The organism is Actinomyces sp. oral taxon 171 str. F0337 (assembly GCF_005696555.1).
GTDB classification, from domain to species: domain Bacteria; phylum Actinomycetota; class Actinomycetes; order Actinomycetales; family Actinomycetaceae; genus Actinomyces; species Actinomyces oris_E.
Genome location: NZ_CP040005.1, coordinates 1,405,889 through 1,423,395 on the forward strand (window position 1 = coordinate 1,405,889; position 17,507 = coordinate 1,423,395).

18 protein-coding genes and 1 pseudogene are annotated in these 17,507 nt (G+C 59.6%); 10 read left to right on the top strand and 9 right to left on the bottom strand.

Annotation, left to right across the window (positions count from 1 at the left end):
- Positions 1–388 precede the first annotated feature (388 nt).
- From FBF36_RS06250 to pyk, 9 genes are all read left to right on the top strand, one after another.
- Positions 389–1,549 carry a hypothetical protein gene (locus tag FBF36_RS06250; RefSeq protein ID WP_225792482.1) on the top strand — a complete coding sequence of 387 codons (1,161 nt, stop codon included), beginning with the start codon at positions 389–391 and terminating at the stop codon, positions 1,547–1,549.
- The gene (hisF, locus tag FBF36_RS06255; RefSeq protein WP_009395549.1) at positions 1,546–2,316 is read left to right on the top strand and encodes an imidazole glycerol phosphate synthase subunit HisF; all 771 of its coding nucleotides are present in this window, start codon (positions 1,546–1,548) and stop codon (positions 2,314–2,316) included. Before FBF36_RS06250 ends, hisF begins: the two co-directional genes overlap by 4 nt.
- A 523-nt stretch (positions 2,317–2,839) precedes the next feature.
- A complete protein-coding gene (locus tag FBF36_RS06260; protein ID WP_009395544.1) occupies positions 2,840–3,175 on the top strand; it encodes a DUF4190 domain-containing protein in 336 nt (111 codons plus the stop codon).
- Between the two features lie 194 nt (positions 3,176–3,369).
- The gene (locus FBF36_RS06265) at positions 3,370–3,972 is read left to right on the top strand and encodes a DUF4190 domain-containing protein (RefSeq protein ID WP_225792483.1); all 603 of its coding nucleotides are present in this window, start codon (positions 3,370–3,372) and stop codon (positions 3,970–3,972) included.
- Between the two features lie 85 nt (positions 3,973–4,057).
- A complete protein-coding gene (locus tag FBF36_RS06270; RefSeq protein WP_009395541.1) occupies positions 4,058–4,447 on the top strand; it encodes a DUF2752 domain-containing protein in 390 nt (129 codons plus the stop codon).
- A 27-nt stretch (positions 4,448–4,474) separates the two neighbouring features.
- Positions 4,475–4,837, top strand: a complete 363-nt coding sequence (gene hisI, locus FBF36_RS06275; RefSeq protein ID WP_009395539.1) for a phosphoribosyl-AMP cyclohydrolase — start codon at positions 4,475–4,477, stop codon at positions 4,835–4,837.
- A 114-nt stretch (positions 4,838–4,951) separates the two neighbouring features.
- A complete protein-coding gene (locus FBF36_RS06280; protein WP_009395537.1) occupies positions 4,952–5,776 on the top strand; it encodes an indole-3-glycerol phosphate synthase TrpC in 825 nt (274 codons plus the stop codon).
- A 27-nt stretch (positions 5,777–5,803) separates the two neighbouring features.
- Positions 5,804–6,802, top strand: coding sequence for a prolipoprotein diacylglyceryl transferase (gene lgt, locus FBF36_RS06285; protein ID WP_009395535.1), 999 nt, complete (start codon positions 5,804–5,806; stop codon positions 6,800–6,802).
- A 123-nt stretch (positions 6,803–6,925) separates the two neighbouring features.
- On the top strand, positions 6,926–8,356 hold the full coding sequence (gene pyk / locus FBF36_RS06290) for a pyruvate kinase (RefSeq protein ID WP_009395532.1): 1,431 nt from the start codon (positions 6,926–6,928) through the stop codon (positions 8,354–8,356).
- Positions 8,357–8,507: 151 nt separating this feature from the next.
- Here the strand turns inward: pyk and FBF36_RS06295 are convergent, their stop codons facing one another.
- Positions 8,508–8,903, bottom strand: a complete 396-nt coding sequence (locus FBF36_RS06295; protein WP_009395530.1) for a cytidine deaminase family protein — start codon at positions 8,901–8,903, stop codon at positions 8,508–8,510.
- A gap of 181 nt (positions 8,904–9,084) precedes the next feature.
- Between FBF36_RS06295 and FBF36_RS06300 the strand changes: the two genes are divergently transcribed.
- Positions 9,085–9,411 carry a DNA-binding protein gene (locus tag FBF36_RS06300; RefSeq protein WP_225792485.1) on the top strand — a complete coding sequence of 109 codons (327 nt, stop codon included), beginning with the start codon at positions 9,085–9,087 and terminating at the stop codon, positions 9,409–9,411.
- Positions 9,412–9,735: 324 nt separating this feature from the next.
- On the opposite strand, the gene FBF36_RS06305 is transcribed toward FBF36_RS06300, so the two are convergent.
- From FBF36_RS06305 to FBF36_RS06340, 8 genes and pseudogenes are all read right to left on the bottom strand, one after another.
- Entirely contained in the window at positions 9,736–10,152 is a 417-nt protein-coding gene (locus tag FBF36_RS06305) for a hypothetical protein (RefSeq protein WP_138137296.1), read from the bottom strand.
- An 82-nt stretch (positions 10,153–10,234) separates the two neighbouring features.
- Positions 10,235–11,905: a hypothetical protein gene (locus FBF36_RS06310; RefSeq protein ID WP_009395527.1), complete on the bottom strand. Its 1,671-nt coding sequence runs from the start codon at positions 11,903–11,905 to the stop codon at positions 10,235–10,237.
- The gene (locus FBF36_RS06315; RefSeq protein ID WP_225792486.1) at positions 11,902–12,783 is read right to left on the bottom strand and encodes a hypothetical protein; all 882 of its coding nucleotides are present in this window, start codon (positions 12,781–12,783) and stop codon (positions 11,902–11,904) included. The genes FBF36_RS06310 and FBF36_RS06315 overlap by 4 nt, the downstream gene beginning before the upstream one ends.
- Before the next feature lie 179 nt (positions 12,784–12,962).
- Positions 12,963–13,493 (bottom strand): dihydrofolate reductase family protein, encoded by a 531-nt coding sequence (locus FBF36_RS06320; protein WP_009395525.1) that lies wholly within the window; start codon positions 13,491–13,493, stop codon positions 12,963–12,965.
- 75 nt (positions 13,494–13,568) lie between these two features.
- Positions 13,569–13,769 (bottom strand): transposon-encoded TnpW family protein, encoded by a 201-nt coding sequence (locus tag FBF36_RS13800; RefSeq protein ID WP_075376380.1) that lies wholly within the window; start codon positions 13,767–13,769, stop codon positions 13,569–13,571.
- A gap of 35 nt (positions 13,770–13,804) precedes the next feature.
- Complete coding sequence (locus FBF36_RS06330; RefSeq protein WP_178387801.1) at positions 13,805–14,047, bottom strand: helix-turn-helix domain-containing protein; 243 nt, start codon at positions 14,045–14,047, stop codon at positions 13,805–13,807.
- A gap of 138 nt (positions 14,048–14,185) precedes the next feature.
- Positions 14,186–15,339 (bottom strand): annotated as a pseudogene (locus FBF36_RS06335) (hypothetical protein).
- Between the two features lie 660 nt (positions 15,340–15,999).
- Positions 16,000–17,472: a serine/threonine-protein kinase gene (locus tag FBF36_RS06340; protein WP_009395522.1), complete on the bottom strand. Its 1,473-nt coding sequence runs from the start codon at positions 17,470–17,472 to the stop codon at positions 16,000–16,002.
- Positions 17,473–17,507: the final 35 nt, after the last annotated feature.

Sequence of the window (17,507 nt, forward strand, 5' to 3'; positions counted from 1 at the left end):
GGCTCACGGCACTGGTAAGGCGACTGACGGAAGACGCAACATGAGTACTACCTCCTCCCCGGATCCTGGAGCGGGCACGCCCCTGACACGGCGTCAGCGCCGTGCACTCGAACGTGCTCAGCAGGCTCAGCAGGAGGCACTGACCCAGGACCTTCCGACGCTTTCCCAACCTGCTGCGCCGTCACGGCCCGCCGGCACTCCAACCAGCAGTGCCCAATCTGCCGGCACACCGGCGCCTCGCACCGAGCCGCAGCCTCGGTGGCAGCCACAGGTGTCGGGCCGGGCCTCCGTTCCTGCGCAGGACGCCTCCCGTCCCGGACGACCCATGGCCGGTGCACAGACATCCGCAGCGCCGCAGGACAGTAGCCATGATCTCCACAGCACGCACATGCCGGCTGTGCGAGCCGATCGAGGCTATGCAGCCGGCGAGCCCAAGCGCCCGCAGGACGAGGAGGTCACCGGGATACGGGAGCCAGAACCGACGCAGCGGCGGCGCACCCTGGGTGGCCCGCTGGGTCGTATGCCCAGGGGGCCCCTGGCGGTCGGCCTGATCGGTGTCGTCGTTCTTGCCATGATCCTGGTGCCGCTGGCCGTCAACAAGCTCGTCTCCAAGAGTAACGGGACGGGTACCAGCACCGTGGCCCAGGCGACCGTGCTGGACGGCAACGCGCCCCTCAGCCAGCTGCTGAGGGTCAGCGGTCGGGTCGGATCGGGGACGGCGCCCTCCATCGACTTGAACAACGACACCTCTCTGTCAGCCCCCAGCTCGGTGCTGACCGACGTCGTCGAGACCGGGCAGGGTCGTGCAGTCTCCGAAGGGACGCCAGTGATCCTGCAGGTCTCGCAGTTCTCCGGTCTCGACGGGCGCAACACGACGGGTAACAAGGATGGGTACAAGCTCTGGCAGGGCATGCTCGGTCCTGACGTGGGGGACTACATCAACGCGGCGGTCTCCGGTCAGCGTGAGGGGACTCGCGTCGTTCTTCGTGAACCGGCCGACGAGGAGAACGGCTCTCGGACGACGAAGATCACCGTCGTCGACCTCCTGCCCACCACGGCAACAGGGGAGGCCAAGCAACCGGCGCCCGGTACCCCCACCGTCAGTGAAGGACCCGATGGCTCCATCACCGTCAGCAGCGCCGGACTCCCCGCACCAACCGGGGCGTCCACGGAGATCCTCATCAAGGGCACCGGCCCTCAGATCGGTTCCCAGGACCGTCTTATCGCTCGGACCACGATGGTCAGCTGGGCCACGGGCCAACCCCTCGAGAAATCGACCTTCGGGTACCGGGAGCCGCCCAAGCAGCTCGACATGAGTAACGCGTTGGTGGGAGTCTCCCAGAACCTGGTGGATATCACCGTCGGTTCACGGGTTGTCCTCTCACTGCCTGCGGAGCAGGCGCAGGGGAAGGAGCCCGTCGTCGTGGTGATCGACGTTCTCGCCAGAGACCCTGCTCAGGCTTCCGGGGCGTCCGAGGATCATGCGGGCAGCGCTGCAAGCGCCGCCCCTCAGACCTCCGCCGGCCCGACACCCAAGGACCATTCATGAGCGTTGCCATCCGTATTATCCCCTGCCTGGACGTCAAGAACGGCCGTGTCGTCAAAGGCGTCAACTTCCAGGGCCTCAAGGACGCCGGAGACCCCGTGGAGCTCGCCTCCCGTTACGGCGCTCAGGGGGCCGATGAGATCACCTTCTTAGACGTCTCGGCCTCGCATGAGGGGCGTTCCACCATGCTGGACGTGGTCGGTCGTACCGCCGAGCAGGTATTCGTTCCACTGACTGTTGGTGGGGGAGTGCGTTCCGTCGATGACGTGACTCAGCTGCTGCGGGCGGGGGCGGACAAAGTCGGTATCAACACCGCGGCCATCAACCGTCCCGAGCTGTTGACGGACGTGGCGCAGCGTTTCGGAAACCAGGTGCTCGTCCTGTCAGTGGATGCGCGTCGGTGTCCCTCCGGCGTCTCGACACCCTCTGGCTTCGAGGTCACGACTCACGGAGGGCGGACCTCCACCGGGATCGACGCCGTCGCCTGGGCGGTTCGAGGCGCTGAGCTCGGCGCTGGAGAGATCCTCCTGAACTCCATGGACGCCGACGGGGTCACCCAAGGATTCGACACCGAGATGATTGACGCCGTTCGTCGACGGGTCCGGGTTCCGCTCATCGCCTCCGGCGGCGCCGGATGTCCAGCGGACTTCGTGACCGCGGCCAACCATGGTGCCGACGCCGTTCTGGCAGCCTCAGTGTTCCACTACGGGGTGATGACCATCGCTGAGGCCAAGAATGCCCTGCAAGGCGCAGACCACTCGGTACGTTAAAAATATGGAAGACTGGCTGTGGACGTGGTGCCGGTACGGTGCCCTGTCCTGATTCCCTGATGGTGCCCATGTGGCTAAGTCCAAGGAGAGATCGTGAGCCACTACTATGACAACGAGCCCAGTTATCCAAGTGGCGGGAATCCTTGGAGGAATCCGGATAGTGAGAAGAACCACCTGGGGAACTGGGCTCTTGGTCTGGGGATCGCTAGTATTTTCTGTTGCGGAATCATTTTTGGGGTTACCGCGATCGTTTTAGGGCTGCAGGCTCAGGCTGCGGCAGACCGAGGTGAGGCGACTAACCGAGGTGCGGGGGACCGCTGGAATTATTTTGGGAATCATTGGATTCTGCGCCACTCTCATTTATCTTTTTGTTCAGATGAGAGGGAGTGGGGTTTAGCTCGGGCGTCATCGCCGTGTCGAGGTGGTGTCGCGAAGGGTCTCGATTTGCGTGCTGCGCGGAGCCTGTTATACTTCAGTGACATACTGTCAACGTCATCGAACCCTATCTACACGGAGAGATTCTATGAGCAACATGGGTCCCTACCCCGAAGGTCAGTACAATCAGCAGCCCGGGGGCTATGTCCCTGGTGGATTCGGCCCTCGTCCTGATGAGAAGAACTCGCTGGGAGTCTGGTCCCTCTGTCTGGGGATCGCCAGCTTCCTCTGCTGTGGTATCGTCACCGGTATCCCCTCCATCATCGTGGGATATCTGGGTATTCAGGCGGCTAATGAGGGGCGCGCCACCAACAAGGGCATGTCCATTGCTGGCATTGTGCTGTCTGTGGCCGGCACCGTGCTGGCGATTGTGCTCTATGCGACTGGCGTGACTTCACAGTTCACGAGCGGAATCCAGTCCTAGGACCTTGTCTTCTACCTTCGCTCCGCCGCACAGGGGTTTCGTCGGCCGACTGTGCGGCGGGGCGAAGATCGTGTGGGGGCGTGAACGTCGAGACTGATGGGGTGTTCTCCCCATTGAGGTGTGAAGTCCTTCCCGGGATGTGATACATGTGCTCGTGTAGGCTACGTTGTGCGCTTCGCCCCAGGGGAGGAATAATGAGCGACTTGAATCTTTACCAAGCGGATCTTTATCGCCAAGGAGCTGTTGGTTCTCGGTATTACTCCGCTGAGTCTGGCGCGGCCTCCCAAGCCGGATCAGGTGCATCGGCGGCTCAAAACGGTTACTACAGTACTGATTATCCCGGCGCCCAGTCGTACCCCTTTCCTGCGGCGCTAGGAAGTCAGGTGGTCCCGTATCCGGGGCCTGGCCAGCAGTCCTACAGCCAGGCCTACGGACAGCCCTACAGCCAACAGTATCCCTACCCGCCACCTTCTTACGGGCAGTATCCTCCATATGGGCCGGGCATGTACTGGGGGCCGCTCTACGATCCGCGTCGGCATGAGGCCAACGCCCTCGGCGGGTGGGCGCTCGGTCTCGGCATCGCGAGCATCTTCATCAACTGCATGTATCTCGGTGCAGTCCTCGGCGTACCGGCGATCGTCGTGGGAATCAAGGGGATGCACGCTGCCGATGAGGGGCGTGCCTCCAATAAAGGGGTGTCAATCGCCGGAGTGGTGACGGGTACTATAGGTTCTGTTATCAGTGCTGGCTTCCTCCTGCTGTTCATGGTGGTGTTTCTTGATGAAATGTCGGTCTGAAGGCTGCTGCGCGAGCGCGTCGGCGAGGCTCCATCGCTCCGGTGTGCACTCGGGACCCGGAAGGCGCATCAGGCTGGGCCTCTTGATGGTCGTCCCCGCCTTGCCGGGTAGCCTCATCGTGCTGCGTGCACTGACTCTGCCTCGCAGTTCGCCGGGGCTTCCCGACCTCTGCCCGCTTCACCGCACCACGGGGCTGTGGTGCCCTTTGTGCGGAGGCACCAGGGCGACTCGCGAGCTCATGTACGGCGACCTGTGGGCTGCCATGGGTTACAACCCCTTCGCGCTCCTGCTCGAGGCGCTGGTGGTCCTTCTGGTGCTGCGCTGGCTTCTCGCATATGCCCGAGGGCTGCGACGGCCGCTCGTCACCGGTAGGGAGGGCGTCCTTCTCGGAGTGGCCCTGGCTGTTTTCGCGGTCGTGCGCAACCTGCCTGGCATGTGGGTCTACCTGGGCCCGCTGCTCGGCCCTCCTGGCTGAGCGGCACCTGAGGTGCATAATGCAGTCGTGGCTCTCGATTCTCAGATCTCCGCGCGTCTGAAGCGCAACGTCGACGGCCTGGTCTGCGCCGTCGTCCAGCAGTACGACTCACGTGAGGTCCTCATGGTGGGATGGATGGATGATGAAGCGCTTCGGCGAACCCTGGCAGAGGGGCGCGTGACTTTCTGGTCGCGGTCTCGCTGCGAGTACTGGCGCAAGGGAGACACGTCCGGACATGCGCAGTATGTCAAGTCCGTCCATCTGGACTGCGACGGAGACGCGCTCTTGATCGAGGTCGATCAGGTCGGAGCCGCCTGCCACACCGGCGAGCGCAGCTGCTTCCTCGCCGGTGGCGACCTGGGCGCGCACGTGGGAGGACGTCCCGGCTGACCGCTCCTCGGTCAGCACGGTTTGGCGATTTGCAACAGACGGCCTCGGGCCGTCACGATTGATACGGACAGGCGCCCTTCCGGAGCGCCTCCAGGTGAGATCGGGGAGGTGGCGATGACCTCGTTCGAGGCAATGGTGGCCGAGGCCAAAGCGGCCGCCGACCGTCGCGCGTCGCTGGTTCCCCTGTCCAGCCTGCGAGAGACCTCCCGCCTGGTCCCCGGTGCCATCAGCGCCCTGTCCAGCTTGCGCACCGACGACCGTGCGGTCACGGTGATCGCCGAGGTCAAGCGCTCCACGGCCACGTTCGCGGACCTCAGCGGCGTTGGGGACCCGGGGATGCTGGCCTGCTTCTACGCCGCCGGCGGTGCCGCCTGCGTTTCAGTGGTCACAGGGCCGAGCGCGACGCGAGGCTCCCTCAAGGATCTGGACGCCGTCAGGGCCTCGGTGGATCTTCCCGTCCTCGCCAACGACCTGGTGGTCACTCCCTACCAGGTGCACGAGGCCCGGGCTCACGGCGCCGATCTGCTCATGCTCGATGCCCGCCTTGATGCCCTTGTGCTCGAAGGACTCATCGAAAGGGTCCACTCCCTGGGGATGGGCGCCGTCGTTGAGGTTCGTACCCGCCGTGAGGCGCTGACCGCGGTCGATGCGGGCGCCTGCATCGTCGCCATCGACACCCGGGATCCTGATACCCTGGCCGTTGACTGCAGCATGTTCGATCAGGTCACTGACGTTCTGCCGACGCAGGTCGTGCGGATCGCAACCGGAGGAGTCAGAGGCCCGCACGACGTCATGGGCCTCGCGCGCTGCGGCGCCGATGTCGTCCTCGTCGGCGAGGCCATCATCCGCTCCACCGACCCCCAGCAGTTCGTTGCCGAGCTGGTCGCCGCCGGCGCCCATCCGGCACTGATCCCCTCCGCCCATCGAGAGGTCCTCTGAGTGCCTGTCGCCACGCTTTCCGCCACGATGTCAACGATGCTGCCGATGCCGGTCGCGGCAGCGCTGCCCGCAGGCATACCGAGCCCGTCCTCGGCCGTCTGGTACCTCGGCCCCATCCCGGTTCGGGCCTACGCGTTGTGCATTCTCGCCGGCGTCTTCGTGGCCGTGTGGTGGTCGGACCGACGCTACCGGGCCAGGGGCGGCCGACCGGATCTGGTCCTCGACGTCGCCATCGTGGCCGTCCCGGCTGGAATCGTGGGCGCTCGTCTCTACCATGTGGTCTCCTCGCCCGACGACTACTTCGGTCCCAACGGCGACCTGTCCCGTATTCCGCAGACATGGCAGGGGGGCCTGGGAATCTGGGGAGGCATCGCCGGTGGAGTCCTGGCCGGGATGCTTCTTCTGCGTCATCGTGGCCTGCGTGTTGCTCCGCTGGCCGACGCCGTCGCCCCGACGCTGCTGGTCGCTCAGGCGATCGGTCGACTGGGAAACTGGTTCAACCAGGAGCTCTACGGCGCTCCGACGACACTGCCCTGGGGGCTGCGGATCGATGACGCCCACCTGCCTGCTGGTTCCACCTACCCGCCGGGGACCCTGTTCCACCCGACCTTCCTCTATGAGGCCCTGTGGAATTTGGCTGGCGCGGTCCTCCTGGTGTGGATCGGAAGGAGGATGGTTGCCCGCAGAGGGGTCACAGGCGGGAGGCTGATGTGGATCTACCTCATGGTCTACACCGCCGGCCGGGTGTGGATCGAGATGCTGCGCATCGACGAGGCCGAGACAGTCCTCGGTCTGCGACTGAACGTGTGGACCTCCATCGTCATCTTCCTCGTCGGCGCCATCGGACTGGCCCTCGCCTCCCGACGCCCCCTGAGCGACGCCATCGACAGGCCGGGGTGCGGGGCCGGGAAGAACCGCTCGGGGGTCGAGGAGGACGGCTCTGCTGAGGACGACTCGCTCGAAGGCTCCTCACCGGCAGAATCAGCCGCCGCGACAGCGGTCTCCCAGGACCAGACGGATGTGTAGGGACTGAATCGGAAGACCGGCCCGCCACTGAGGTGGGAGGGAACCGGGTGAGGATGGTCGCAACCTGACACGTGACGGGATTCGTCCTCGTGCACAGGGCCCGATGTCCCGTATTCTGCATCCATGCGTAGAGCCAAGATCGTATGTACCCTCGGACCCGCTACTGACTCTCCCGAGCAGGTGCAAGCGCTCGTGGACGCCGGCATGAACGTCGCGCGCATCAACCGCTCCCACGGTCGCGCAGAGGACCAGGAGGAGGTCATCGCCCGCATCCGTGAGGCAGCAGCAGCTTCCGGCCGCGCCATCGCCATACTGGTCGACCTCCAGGGCCCCAAGATCCGCCTCGGGCGTTTCGTCGATGACCAGAAGGTCATGCTCAACAAGGGTGACGAGTTCACGATCACCATCGACGATGTCCTCGGCACCGTCAAGCGAGCCTCCACCACCTTCAAGGGACTTCCCGGTGACTGCCGTCCCGGCGACCGGCTCCTCATTGACGACGGCAATGTTGCTGTTCGTGTCGTGGCCGTCACCGACACCGATGTCGTCACCAAGGTTGAGGTGCCCGGTTACGTCTCCAACAACAAGGGTATCAACCTGCCCGGCGTCGCCGTCTCCGTCCCGGCCCTCAGCGAGAAGGACCGCGAGGACCTGCGCTGGGCCCTCAAGATCGGTGCCGACCTCATCGCCCTGTCCTTCGTGCGTGACGCCGATGACATCAAGGACGTCCACGAGATCATGGACGAGGTCGGTGTGCGTATTCCGGTCATCGCCAAGATTGAAAAGCCCCAGGCGGTCGAGAACCTCTTCGACATCGTCTCCACCTTCGACGGCATCATGGTGGCCCGCGGTGACCTCGGTGTGGAGATGCCCCTGGAGGCCGTCCCGCTGGTGCAGAAGCGAGCCATCGAGCTGGCCCGCCGCCAGGCCAAGCCGGTCATCGTGGCCACACAGGTCCTGGAGTCCATGATCCAGAACCCGCGGCCCACGCGGGCTGAGGCCTCCGACTGCGCCAACGCGATTCTCGACGGCGCTGACGCCGTCATGCTCTCCGGTGAGACCTCCGTGGGTGCCTACCCCATCGAGGCCGTGCGCACCATGGCCAGCATTATCGAGAATGTCGAGGAACACGGAGGAGAGCGTATCCCCGGCCTGGGCTCCTACCCGCAGACCCGCGGCGGGGCCCTGACCCGCGCCGCCGCCGAGATGGGTGAGCACCTCGATGTCACCTACCTGGTGACCTTCACCCAGTCCGGTGACACCGCCCGACGCCTGTCGCGCCTGCGCTCTCCGCTTCCACTGCTGGCCTTCACGCCGCTGCATGAGACACGCAACCAGCTCGCCGTCTCCTGGGGCGTGCAGTGCTACGAGGTGCCCGAGGTAGAGCACACCGACGACATGGTGGCCCAGGTCGACGAGATCCTTCAGGACAAGCACCTGGCCCAGCCCGGGGATACCGTCGTCATTGTGGCCGGCATGCCTCCGGGTACGCCTGGCTCCACCAACTCGATCCGCGTCCACACCGTCGGTGAGACGGTCGACTACAAGGTCTGAACGCCGGATCCGAACCGTCGAGGGGTCTCCCACCTATCACCGGGAGACCCCTCGCCCCGTTTCAGGACGACGCTGTTCCGGCACCTGATTTCCACTGAGGAATCGGTGGGGTAAGGGACCCGCCGAACGGAGCTTTCCGGTCACAGCTTCATCACCGTAGCCACCACTGGGGAGTCAGATCGGCGAGAGTCATCGTCTTCCCCGCAGCGAAGTCGATCATCACCTCGATATCACCGAACCGGTTCGGCATCAGCTGCGTCATCATTTCTCGACACGCTCCACAAGGCGGACCGGTACAGCCGTCGCGCATAATAGTCAGAACACGCCGAATCGTGTCCTCACCGTTGGTGATCATGTTGAGTATCGCGTTACGCTCGGCACAGATTCCCAGTGTGCAGGCCGTGTCCACGCAGACGCCCGTATAGATTCTTCCGGAGGACGCCTCCACTGCAGCCGCGACACCGCCCGCCTCAATATATGAGGACACGTGACGAGGATGCTGAACAGCCTTGGCCGCTTCGTGCAGTGAGACCCACGTCGTGCTCAAAGGTGTTCTCCATCTGACTGACCCGGCCTGCCCTGAGGCAGGGCTGGGTAGGGGCTTGCTAGTACACCTGGGCAGCATCAATCCGAACAACTGGCTACCCCTGCTCGCCTTCCGTAAGCGCCTCATCGCGGGTGAGCTGGCTTCGGAGTCGAGCACGTCTAGCGTAGCGTCTACGACAGAAGTGAGCGAGACCACGACGGCCCGCGGCATCCGCAAGACGGCCTGCCGTCCGATCAGCGCGGCGAAGAAGCAGCAGATACTCGATCTGGAGCCCACCGGCATGTCCGCCCGAGCGATCGCTCGGCAGGTCGGCACATCCACTTCCACGGTGAAGGCTGTCTGCCGCCAGGCCACGCAACCACCCCGCCGCAAGCGACGCTTCACCGACGACGATCTCCAGCGTGCCCAGCAACTCCACGCCCAGGGCCGTACCTACATCGAGATCGGCCTGGAACTCGGCTTCGGCCGGGATACAGTGAGCAAGCATCTGGCGGCAGCACAAGCCTGAATGATGGGTGGGGGAGTGGAGATAGACAGAGTCGTTATGCCGCTACTGGTCTTCTCTCATTGCTGTCGCCGGTTGTGCTAGGCAACCGTTCTTGCGCGCTGTCAGTGGCGGCGATCTCTAGAAGCAGAATTGGGAATCGGAAGGAATACGTCACAACGTCCATCTGTTCTGATCACCATTCAATGTAAATCGTGAAAATTACTATTGACATTGCCGTCAAAAAGCATATAATCATAACCAGACACAGTTGATCGCCGTGTCACCAAGAAATCTCCGGCATGTAGTTTTCAGGCTACCCCGCGGGAGATTTTTATTTGGTGAGCTTTAGCGCGGTTTCCTATCAAAGACCGACATGAAGTCCTTGCGTCCAGTGCGCTTGTCTTCCTTAACCTGCACACAGAAGTAGATGCCATCTTTGGTGATGCCGTAAAAGCGGTGCAGCGAAATGTTGCGATCATCGGCATTAAAGGTCGTTTCCGGAGTGATCTGCGAGTGACGCAAGACGTCGAGTGCAGCGCGGTAGAATCGAAGCCGTCTTGTGCGTTCTTTCAGTCGCTTCTGCATCACGTGATCCCAAAATACGTTCAAAAATACTTTGTTGCCATTGAAATACTTCGATTTGACGTACGGCTGTCGTTTGGTTGAGTGCGCGATGACGTTGTATTCCTGGCGAGCGTGGCTCAGTGCCTCAGCATAAGATGATCCAGGTAAGCGTGAATATTTCGATGTATAGACATTCATTACTCCAATCAGTATACAATGATTACATGCCCATGAGAAGGCCATCAACGCCGCAATTTTTCAAAGAAGACAACTTCGATGGTTATGAGTCTGAATCTTGCAACGGCCGCTTCTCCGCAAACACTCTGAGGTCGTCCAGCATTTGCGTTGCTTCGGTCATGAGGCGTGCGATGTACTCCTGTGGTGTATCATTCCCGAGTTCTTCCTCGAGATAGGCCTGCCCACTGCTGCCTGACGAATGTGCCGCAATGCGGGAACGCATCCCCTGGATTCTTTGCAGAAGACGGACGTCTCGTTCGGTATGCCGGTATGACTGGGCCGTGAGGAACTTCTTGAGCTTGGCGATGCCTTTGTCTCCCTTGGCGTCTGAGAGGTACGAGGCCACCTGTTTCTCGTTGAGGTAATCCACCAAGACAAGTGCGAGGTTGATCAACTGCGCGCGCAGTTCTGCGTCGGTGTCATTGACGGGGATACGCAGGCGCTGAAGCACGCCAGCGTCTTGCCCCTCTGCTTTGCGGTGGAGCCGCCATCCCCAGTGCTCTTCCCATGAGTTCTGTAGTTGGTTGTACGCCAGTTTGAAGCGGTGTTCTGGGTTCTCACTGTCTGCGAACTGACCGAAAAAAGCCCGGCGCACGCCTACGTCGCTCATGCGTTGTGTTGGTGACACGTTGTATGAGAGCCAGTGTGTCCGGTGGCCTGCAGGAATATCGCGACCGATATCGCCAAGAAACACGACGACGCAATTTGGGTTGCCATTGTCGATCTTAACGCCCCACATGGAAGCGCACGATAGTTGCCCATCACTCACGGTGTACAGGTCGGAATCATCATAGTATCGCTGGAGCACCTCCGGTTTGAAGAACACTGGCGTGAGGTAATGAGGTGCGTCTGGATTTTTGCCGAAGTAGTTGGCAAGACGATCTGGATCGCATGTGTACTTGACTGGCTTGCCGTACTCGTCTTCGCCAATGATGAACTCTGGGTAGTCCGCAGCATCATCCTCGTCCCAGGGCCAGATTCCACAGGTTTCCTGGGGAGGGGCCGGAAGGATGCGCTTGGCGAACACCAATGAGCCAACACGTGCATCACTAATCGGTAACCTGCCAACACTTCGCGAGAGATACATGAGCTCATTGCCAATTCGTCCCTCAAACTTGAGATCCGAAAAATCCGCGACATCGCCAGCATATTCAACAGACACCCTCGTGTCGATGAATAGCACGGCATCGAGTTGCCGTGCCGCCATATAACGCTTCAATAGCGGCGTCCGCACCTCGATTCGCTTGTCTTTGTATCTAATGGCAAGATCTTTTAAACCATCATCTTTGATCTCGAAGTAGTCACCAGACTTCGGAGCTTGCCACAGATTCATCAGGAGCCTGAACTCTTCGGAAATATGCAGCACGTCAGGAACAACGCCATAAAAGTAGTGGCAGATTACGAGCGGTTCAAATCCTGGTGCCTGACTACTTCGATAGTACTCTGTGTCGTCGTGACTGGTTCTGAATCCAGGGTGGCCGTCTCCCTTTGTCGAGTCCCAACCGGCGTGCGAAAGGATCTTGTCGCGCATCCTCGGCTGAGCAAACGCCATGTATCGACCCCCGTTGTCATTATTGTCGAAACGCCAGTCGTCATACACAATCGTCCATGGGCCATCGCCGTTTGTGAAGGCAGATTCGATCATCCGCTCTTGCTTGAGTCGATCCCGTATCTGTTCACGTTCGTCGTCGTCCAGTTCGCTGTGCTTTGTCATCGTGATTCCTTTAAATCAGTTGCGCTTTGCCCAGATGGCGCGTTGTGTGTGGGAGGACTGTCTGTCTTTGCAATATCTTCAACTGCTTCGCCAATCGCTGATTCTTCTATTATACGAGATTTGTGAGGAAATGTAGCGGCCTTCAGGGCTATTGTGCTGGAAATGATCTTGTTTGCGTCCGACTGTTTGTCTGACTGCCTGAACCATAGGCACCAGCATTCTTCGCAATGGCGATAGGCCAGCATAGTCGGTGCGAGACGTTTGCGTTTATGGCTGACGTGTTGCGTTATACTATGACCGCATTTGCAGAGTGGCACTATCGCTGCGGGCTGTTTGCCGCTGATCCGCGTCTTCTTCCCGAGTACGACGCTGCCGTCGCCGAGGAGGACGTACGGCACCAAGGTGAGTGGCCCGCCCGGCCGATTCTTCCTGAGCCAGCCGTTGTAACGCTCGATGACGACTCGCTGGCTATCGAGTTCATAGTCACGCAACTTCTCTCCTGGAGGAAATTGTTGTGGCACGAGGAACGACAGGTGGCGGCCCGGCTCGATGGTTGTGTTGATGCTGGCAGATGCTGTCTCAACGAGGAGGGTTCCTCGGAGATCGCCTTTGGGGTTGATACGTTTGGTGCAAACAGACCAGCGTGGCCGCAGGTGTGCGGGCATGGCACCGACTCGGCTGATGTAGTGCTCAACGGGGCCGTAGTTGGTGATGTGGACACAGCAGCCCGGGTCGCCGATGGCCGGCTCAAGGCCAAGCCGGAGTCCCTTGGGCTGGCGGATGGCGGTGGGCACCGTCCGGAAGAGGAAGACGCTGGCAGCAATCGCGACGGGAACGGCGCTGATGATCGTGGCCCAACTGGCAACTGTATTCAGCATGACCGTCCTGTCTGCTTTGGGGGAGCACAGACCAGTGGTGGTGCTGGTGGCCTGCGTGGGAAGAGTTGCCGTCGCTAGCCAGCCCGGCGTCATCGCATCCGTCTGGTTTCGTACCGAGACTGCTTCATCGTACGTCGGCAGCTTACCTGTAGATATTATCGTCATCTACAATTTAATTTTTATCTACGAATATAATTCAACTCGACAATTCCATTATTTGTTATCGTGTTGATTAATTTCAATTTATGTTCCGCATCATTTTGGCTAAATAATTTTATACCATTCCCTAAAATTGTCGGAACAATGGATATAAGATACTCATCAATCACATCTGAAGAAATGGCTTGTTGAACTAAGTCTGCTCCTCCACATATCCAAATATCTTTTCCTTCAACCCCTTTTAATTTCTTGATCAATTCCTCCAAATTATCACTTGTAAAAATGATCTTATCGGAATCTTGTTGTTCTCGGTGAGTGAAAACATAAGTCAATAAATTGTCATAAACCCAATTATCAGGGGATAACTCAGTTATTATCTGATTGTAAGTATTCCAACCCATCAGAACTGTGTCTATATTTTTTATAAACTCAGAATAGGTACTTTCGTTTTCTAAACAATCTTCATGGCCTTGCAGAAAAGCGACACCCCCATTTTTATCAGCAATATAGCCATCTACACTCATAGCTATAAACAGTTTTACTTTTCTCATATCTTAACCTCAACTTCTAATTTTTCTCTCTAAATATTTTAGGATATTATACCATTTTCAGAGCGTCTGTTTTCTTTATTCTTTCCGCTGGGCTTGCACTATCTTTAACAGCTTATCTTGAAAGGTGTCTTTGCTCTTTTTATCAAAATATATCTCGGTTACAAAGGTCTTTCCGTTCATCTTTTTTGTTAGAACACCATCAGGCTTGCCTCTACCCTGCGCCTTTGCTGTACTCGCAGATCGCAGTCTGGTAACGGGGTTGCGTATCCCTGCCATCGCTGGCAAACCCTTGAAGGGATCGAGCTCTTCTTCTACACCTCCAACCCACTCACCAGCCCACCGGCGTCGGTGTCGAGGGCGGTGGCGATGCGGAGGATGTTGTGGAGGCTGAGGTTGCGTTGGCCGCGTTCGACCTGGCCGATGTACGACCAGTGCAGGGTGGTGCGCTCGGCCAGCTTCTCCTGGGACAGGCCCAGCTGCTCGCGGCGGGCGCGCACACGCCGGCCGAACTCACCAGTGGCTGGTGAGAGCGGCGGCTTGCGGTCTGTGGGCACGGCTCCATCTCAACCGGCCGAAGACTCCCAATCCAGAGACTATGTATCTCAAGACGATGTATCCTGTGGCTGTCCGTAGCGGTTGAGTAGGTGAGGAGGTGGATGAGATGAACGGCGGAAGCTGACTATCCCTCGGAACTACCCCTCTCTCGAGGAGGCGACTGCCTCAGGCTGCTTGGTCTGGGGCAGCTCGTCGTTGGTGGCCCAGGTGAAGGCCACGCCAGATTGGGGGAGGAGCCAGCTAGAGGTCTCGACCGTGATCTCCTTGCCTGGTACAGCCTCCGGCGAATGGACGACGCTGGAAGCCGGCGTGGTGGCCATCGTGTCACTGACCTGGACTTCGGCAATGGCGGTGTCGGTGTAGTCCAATCGCAGCGACCAGCCCCGTGTCGGCTGCGCGACGGCGAAGTACAGTCGGTGGCTCCACTGCGGGGTGATGGTGCGGAAGACCTGGCGGATGCGAACCGGCTTGCCGCTCCTGGCTTCTTCGTCCAGATCGACGCTGTAGGTCTGGCCGGTAGCACGGGTGCTGCGGCGGATGGGCTGTGGCCGGCCATCGACGGTCAGCTCCAGCAGTTCGTATGCCTCCCGGCGGCGGGCGTCCATGCCAGGGCGCGGTGCCATGAACCAGGTAGAGGTTGCCGGTACATCCTGGCGGAGCTCGTTGTACTCATCCTGGTCAGACACACACGCGAAGCGCCGGGTGGCACTGCTGGGTACGGTGGTGTACTCCCACTCCACCGTGACGTCCAGCAGAGGAGTACCTGCGGTACTCCTCTCTACTGCAGTAGAGAGCCGAACGCGCACCGCCACGTCGTACCACCGCTCAGCGGCGCGGATGGCTTGGTCGCGGATGTCGCGGTAGATCTCCCGAGCGAACTGCTCATCGCCCAGGCGCAGCGCCATCACATTGGCCGCGATGTCGTCCAGCAGCTCCGGCGTGGCCACGCGCTTCAAGTCCTCTGGGTGGATGGCAAAGCCCTCCACCACCGCATCACGCATCGCCGGCGCCTCCTCGCGGATGATTCGGCGGAAGCGAGCCAACGTGTGCGCCTCCTGGTCTCTCCGGAAGGTGTACTCGAAGAACGTCGACAGCAGCCCCGCACCAAACAGCGTCCCACCCAGCTCGCCTAGTGGCAGGGCATGCAGCCATGCCAGCTTCCCAGTCGCAGCGGAGCAAGCCAGGCGTTGAGCATCATGAGGAGGATGCCAGCTAGGGTGAAGGATACAGCCAACAGGGCAGCTTTGAGGCGGAGGAGACGGTGGTGGGGAGAGGGCTCGGCATCGGACATTACATTATTAATTTTATCACTATTTGTGAATAGGTAAAACCTGTCTCTGGTTAGCGGGGAGAGGGTTGAGAGATCATCGGTACTCCATCTCCACTGCTCTTCCTATGTGAAAAAAGGGGGGGCGTGGGGAGCTATTCAATCAAGTCGAATAGGCTTCCCCGTAGAGTCCCCGTGGCCTGATGACACTCTTGGAATGATGCGTGTATCGGGTGCATACCCTCGCTTTTGCATAGACTCCTTCAGTTGTAATGGAATGCAATACACTGTAATCACTTCGCCTGGACGGAGCTCGCACGGCAATGTTACAGCGTTAGCTGCATCCTCGATAATTTGAAAAACTTTACCGTTAGGAAGTTTGAACGCAACATTATTGATGATAGTACTAGAACGGCCAGAATTGGCGATTTGAATACCGAGTAGTTCCATCTCGGGCACCAGACTTCCTAACGGAAAACTGGAAATGCATGATACCTCCAGTCGTGCTCCAGAAGCACGCCATGAAAACACTTGCCAAGTCAAGGAAATGACTGACAAGATAGTGCCAGTAAATCCAAGCAAAAAATTTACCGCCATTTCAACGCCTCTGCAGAAAAAGTAATGAAAACTGCCATGAAGTGAAACACTTGTCGAAACCTATAATAAGAGCATGTGTGACGAACTTTATTCCCGCCAGTTGCGCTCTACAGGCTTCTCGGGCATGGTTGACGGCCTAAACAACTTGGAGTCACTTGCCTCCGCAAACCAGCCAATCCAGCGGTCAACAAACTCTCGCAAGTCTGCGCGGTCGAGCTGCTCGAGGGGCCAAGCAAGTTGCGTGCCGCTAATCACTCGCTCGAACGCCCTCGAGATCTCCTCTGGCTGTGCGGCGTACGGCACCATTCGTTGATGGTTACGCCAATCCATAAACGCAAGTTCAAACCATTCAAACTGCCCCTTATGCATCGCATCGCAATACCACAGAGAATGTGAGCGTCCAGGGTAGTCGTTGTGAGTCGATGTTTGCAACAGTTGGATACTGGCGCAGGCAATCACCTCAAATGGTCCGCTCCATCGCTCTGGTTCGACTATTCGTGGGCCCACAAACTCGAGACGCGCCGCGGCCAACGTCACGCTTGAGATCGTGATCTTGTCACCGAGATTCGTCTGCTCGTCTCGTTGCTCGGTCTTTGCGAGAGGTGCGTTATCGACGATCGTGTTCTGTACCGTCGCTCGGAGGTTCTCGAATGATCGGCATGCGTCTTGGAATAGCTCCTTGCGCCGTTCCAACAACGTCCTGCGCTGTTCATCGTCGGCAAACGCTTGCGAGCGCAGCGCCGAAAAGTGTTGCGAGACTTGCTGTAGCTGTTGTATGCCAGGACTTGCAGGAGTGTCTGCAGCGTGGGCGAGTTGCTGCAGAACCCAATCGGCGGTGGGGCGTGCTTCGGCCGCTTTGTAAAGGCACTGTTCGACCATGACCTGTAGTCGCGGCACCTCGATGCTCAAATCCGGCGGAGCAGCGTGAAGGTGCATCTCTCGTAGTTCTTCGACGGTGTTTGCTTGGAACGGCAAGTGGCCCTCTAGCAGTTCGTAGGCCATCACCCCGAAGGCGTATATGTCGGTGGACGGCGTCGCTCGTTTATTCCGCCACTGCTCAGGGGAAGCATACAGCGCAGTGAAGCTATACTTACGCGTCGCAGCAGATGTTGAGGCGTCTCGATAGCGGGCGATGCCAAAGTCGCATAGCTTCCAGACGCCGTCCGTGTAGAGCACATTCTCTGGCTTAAGGTCACGATGAACCAGACCTGCTTGTTGAATCTCTTTCAGCCCGTGCGCGACATCGGAGAGGATGGAAATCTTCTCCTCGAGGCTCAACACATTATCCGTAGTGTACTGCCGTAGAGAATACTCGGCACGCGGCATGATCAGGACGTACATGCCGTCATCCTCACCACTGTCCAGCACGGGCACGACGTGGGGCAAGTTCGTTGAGGCTCCGATCAGGAGCTCGCGCTGAGCGCCAGGCTTGATCGAGACGAACTTCGCCACCGCGCGCTCGACGCCGTCCCTCCACGCCTCTCGCACCGATCCATACCCACCAGCACCGAGCTCGTCGCCGACTTCCCACGCATGCTGCTCAAGCTTCACCGTCACCATGGCTGAATGTTACCTGAACAGCGTATCTAAGGCTC

Bases quoted from the DNA above. Each gene is read 5' to 3' on its own strand.
- FBF36_RS06250 (WP_225792482.1), top strand. From the start codon at position 389: ATGCCGGCTGTGCGAGCCGATCGAGGCTATGCAGCCGGCGAGCCCAAG.
- hisF (WP_009395549.1), top strand. From the start codon at position 1,546: ATGAGCGTTGCCATCCGTATTATCCCCTGCCTGGACGTCAAGAACGGC.
- FBF36_RS06260 (WP_009395544.1), top strand. From the start codon at position 2,840: ATGAGCAACATGGGTCCCTACCCCGAAGGTCAGTACAATCAGCAGCCC.
- FBF36_RS06265 (WP_225792483.1), top strand. From the start codon at position 3,370: ATGAGCGACTTGAATCTTTACCAAGCGGATCTTTATCGCCAAGGAGCT.
- FBF36_RS06270 (WP_009395541.1), top strand. From the start codon at position 4,058: ATGGTCGTCCCCGCCTTGCCGGGTAGCCTCATCGTGCTGCGTGCACTG.
- FBF36_RS06280 (WP_009395537.1), top strand. From the start codon at position 4,952: ATGACCTCGTTCGAGGCAATGGTGGCCGAGGCCAAAGCGGCCGCCGAC.
- lgt (WP_009395535.1), top strand. From the start codon at position 5,804: ATGTCAACGATGCTGCCGATGCCGGTCGCGGCAGCGCTGCCCGCAGGC.
- pyk (WP_009395532.1), top strand. From the start codon at position 6,926: ATGCGTAGAGCCAAGATCGTATGTACCCTCGGACCCGCTACTGACTCT.
- FBF36_RS06305 (WP_138137296.1), bottom strand. From the start codon at position 10,152: ATGAATGTCTATACATCGAAATATTCACGCTTACCTGGATCATCTTAT.
- FBF36_RS06310 (WP_009395527.1), bottom strand. From the start codon at position 11,905: ATGACAAAGCACAGCGAACTGGACGACGACGAACGTGAACAGATACGG.
- FBF36_RS06315 (WP_225792486.1), bottom strand. From the start codon at position 12,783: ATGCTGAATACAGTTGCCAGTTGGGCCACGATCATCAGCGCCGTTCCC.
- FBF36_RS06320 (WP_009395525.1), bottom strand. From the start codon at position 13,493: ATGAGAAAAGTAAAACTGTTTATAGCTATGAGTGTAGATGGCTATATT.
- FBF36_RS13800 (WP_075376380.1), bottom strand. From the start codon at position 13,769: ATGGCAGGGATACGCAACCCCGTTACCAGACTGCGATCTGCGAGTACA.
- FBF36_RS06340 (WP_009395522.1), bottom strand. From the start codon at position 17,472: ATGGTGACGGTGAAGCTTGAGCAGCATGCGTGGGAAGTCGGCGACGAG.